The organism is Streptomyces sp. HSW2009 (assembly GCF_040240285.1).
Lineage (GTDB): Bacteria > Actinomycetota > Actinomycetes > Streptomycetales > Streptomycetaceae > Streptomyces.
The window spans coordinates 1-3132 of the sequence record NZ_JBEHZD010000739.1 but is presented as its reverse complement, the minus strand read 5'-3'; the positions used below and the strand labels follow the sequence as shown (position 1 = coordinate 3132).

2 protein-coding genes and 1 pseudogene are annotated in these 3132 nt (G+C 74.5%); all 3 read left to right on the top strand.

Annotated features, from left to right (window positions below; all coding sequences use genetic code 11):
* Nucleotides 1-777 precede the first annotated feature (777 nt).
* Entirely contained in the window at nucleotides 778-1848 is a 1071-nt protein-coding gene (locus AAHZ94_RS31535; RefSeq protein WP_349997132.1) for an SIS domain-containing protein, read from the top strand.
* Nucleotides 1849-1948: 100 nt separating this feature from the next.
* The gene (locus AAHZ94_RS31530; RefSeq protein WP_349997131.1) at nucleotides 1949-2398 is read left to right on the top strand and encodes a PTS sugar transporter subunit IIA; all 450 of its coding nucleotides are present in this window, start codon (nucleotides 1949-1951) and stop codon (nucleotides 2396-2398) included.
* Between the two features lie 131 nt (nucleotides 2399-2529).
* Nucleotides 2530-3072, top strand: a pseudogene (locus AAHZ94_RS31525) (phosphoenolpyruvate-utilizing N-terminal domain-containing protein); the annotation flags it as partial.
* Nucleotides 3073-3132: the final 60 nt, after the last annotated feature.

Here is a 3132-nt window from a genome sequence, read left to right as displayed (position 1 = left end):
CGGTGGCCGCCGCCGCGGCGGGCGGGGCCGCCGCGCGGGCGGCGGGGCGCGGGGGGTCGAAGCCCCGGCGTGTCCGCCCCCTGGCCCGCCCCGCGGTCCGTCCCCTCCCGCGGCCACGCGGGCCCGCGGACCAATGCGTGCCACTCCTCGTCGTACGCGCCCGGCACCGCCCGCCCCGCAGCGCTCCAGCGCCCTGCCAGCTCCGCGTAGATCGGCACGTCAGTCGTCGGGACCGGCGGGCGCGGGAGCGGGGCCGGGGCGTCGGAGAGCCGTGCCGCCTGAGTGGGGGAGACGGGGGAGAGGGGAGCCGCAAGGCCGGTCGGGAGGGGCGCTGCGGGGGCCGGTGCGACCCGTACCGGCGTGGTGATCAGCGCCGGGACCGGGGCCGGCGCGTCGGTCGGCGCAGGTTGCTGGGTGAGCCGAACCGTTTCCGCACCCGTTGTACACGTGGCCTTCGCCTCCGTCGGGGAGCGCAGGGGTCGTCGGCGGTGGTATGAAGTGGCACGCCGCGTCGTCGTCACACCGGGCCAACGGCGGCCCGCGTCCAGCGGTCACGTCGCCGGCCCCCGGCTCACCCGCACCGGCGGGCACTCGAACGGGGTAGCGGGGACCGACTGGTGCCCTGCGGGCGGGCGTTGACCCGCACGCAGAGTGCCCGTCAGGGCACCCCGCGCCACGCGGGAGAGTGGACTAGACCTCTGAAGCGGTACGGGGTACAAATAAGACGCGCGGGAGATCACCATCCGCGCTTCACAGCGCCCAATGGGAGGCACCTACATGTCGGCGACGACTGCCGCTCAGCACGAAGATCGTCCGGGCCGGATCATGGCCGGCGAGATGGCCGAGCAGCCCGAGGTACTGCGTCGCATCTTGGAGGAGGGCGCGCCCCGCATCCGCGAGGTGGCCCAGGCCATCGCGGGCCGCAACCCCCGCTTCGTCCTGCTGACCGCCCGTGGCACCTCGGACAACGCGGCGCTCTACGCCAAGTACCTGCTGGAGATCCGGCTCGGTCTGCCGTGCGGCCTCACCTCGATGTCGACCACCACGGCGTACGAGGCCAAGCCCGACCTGCGTGACGTGCTGGTGATCACCGTCAGCCAGTCGGGCGGCTCGCCCGACCTGGTGGCCTCCACCCGGGCCGCGCGCGACGCCGGCGCGATCACCCTCGCCGTCACCAACAACGCCGACTCGCCGCTGGCCCAGGTCTCCGAGTACCACATCGACGTGCTGGCCGGCCCGGAGAAGGCGCTGCCGGCGACGAAGACCTACACCGCCGAGCTGCTGGCCCTGTACCTGTTCGTGGAGGGGCTCGCCGGCGGTGACGGCGCGGCGGCCAAGGTCCTGCCCGACCTGGCCCGGCAGATCCTGGACCGGCAGGAGGAGGTGCGCGTCCTCGCGGGCCGCTACCGCTTCGCCGAGCGCATGGTGCTGACCTCCCGCGGCTACGGCTACCCGACCGCGAAGGAAGCCGCCCTGAAGCTGATGGAGACCAGCTACATCCCGGCCCTCTCCTACTCCGGTGCCGACCTGCTGCACGGCCCGCTGGCCATGGTCGACAACGTCTCGCCGGTCATCGCCATCGTCACCGACGGGCGCGGCGGCGAGGCGCTCCAGCCGGTGCTTGAGCGGCTCCGTGGCCGCGGCGCCGACCTCGTGGTGATCGGCACCGAGGCCGAGGCCGCCAAGGCGTCCGCCGGCTTCGCGCTGCCCACCGCTGGCGTCGCCGAGGAGGTGCAGCCCATCCTGGAGATCCTGCCGCTCCAGATGCTGGCGTACGAGGTCACCATCGCCCGCGGCCAGGACCCGGACTCGCCCCGCGCGCTGGCCAAGGTCACCGAGACCCACTGAGTCGTGTCCCACCACGGTGGCGGTCGAGGGGCCGGCGGCTTGCGCCGGTCGGCCGCCACCGTGCTCGTACCACCCCACCCTCGCTGTTGAAAGGCTTCCCATGACCCTCGTGTTGTCCCCCCTGGCCGGGCGTGCCATCGGCCTCGCCGCCGTTCCCGACCCGGTCTTCTCCGGCGCGATGGTCGGCCCGGGCACCGCCATCGACCCGGCCCGCGAGGAGAGCGTGGCCGTCGCCCCGGTCAGCGGCGTCATCGTCTCGCTCCACGCGCACGCGTACGTGGTCGTCGACGACGAGGGCCACGGGGTGCTCACGCACCTGGGCATCGACACCGTCCAGTTGAACGGCGAGGGCTTCGAGCTGCTGGTCGCCAAGGGCGACACGGTGCAGGTCGGCGACCCGGTGGTGCGCTGGAACCCGGCCGCCGTCGAAGCGGCCGGCAAGTCGCCGGTCTGCCCGGTGGTCGCCCTTGAGGCCACCGCCGAGGCGCTGAGCGAGGTCGTGGAGGACGGGGAGGTCGCCGCGCAGGGCGTCCTCTTCCGCTGGCAGTAGAACGCGGGCGGGTGGTCGGTGACCACCCGCGGCAGAGCGGGGCGGGACGACCGCCCCGCGTCGGCGTGTCCGCGGAAACGGGCGCGGGTGCGGATGCGGGGGTTTCATCGGTGGAACGGGAGATGGGTCTGATGGAGACGGTGCTGCGTGGCGTCGGGGTGAGCGACGGGGTAGCAGTGGGCGAGGTGCGCCACATGGGCACCGCCGTGCTGGAGCCGCCGGTGCGCACGATCGCCGCCGACGAGGTGGAGCGCGAGCAGGCGCGGTCGCGGCAGGCCGTGGAGTGGGTGGCCGCCGACCTGATCGCGCGGGGGAACCTGGCCGGCGGCGAGGCACAGGACGTGCTGGAGGCGCAGGCCCTGATGGCGCGCGACCCGGAGCTGGCCGCCGACGTCGAACGGCGCATCGCCGACGGCGGCACCGCCGAACGCGCGGTCTACGACGCCTTCGCCGCCTACCGGGTGCTGCTCCTGGGCGCCGGTGAATACCTGGCCGGCCGCGTCGCCGACCTGGACGACGTGCGCAACCGCCTGGTGGCGCGACTGCTCGGGGTGCCGATGCCGGGCGTGCCCGACAGCGACCACCCGTACGTGCTGGTCGCCCGCGACCTGGCGCCCGCCGACACGGCGCTGCTCGACCCGGCGCTGGTGCTCGGCTTCGTGACCCAGGAGGGCCGGCACGCCGAGCGCCCGCGCCAGGATCGCGCTGTGGCTGGTCGGCCCGCCCTCCTGGGT

Excerpts from the sequence above, each read along its gene's own strand:
- AAHZ94_RS31530 (WP_349997131.1), top strand. The coding sequence starts at position 1,949 with ATGACCCTCGTGTTGTCCCCCCTGGCCGGGCGTGCCATCGGCCTCGCC.
- AAHZ94_RS31535 (WP_349997132.1), top strand. The coding sequence starts at position 778 with ATGTCGGCGACGACTGCCGCTCAGCACGAAGATCGTCCGGGCCGGATC.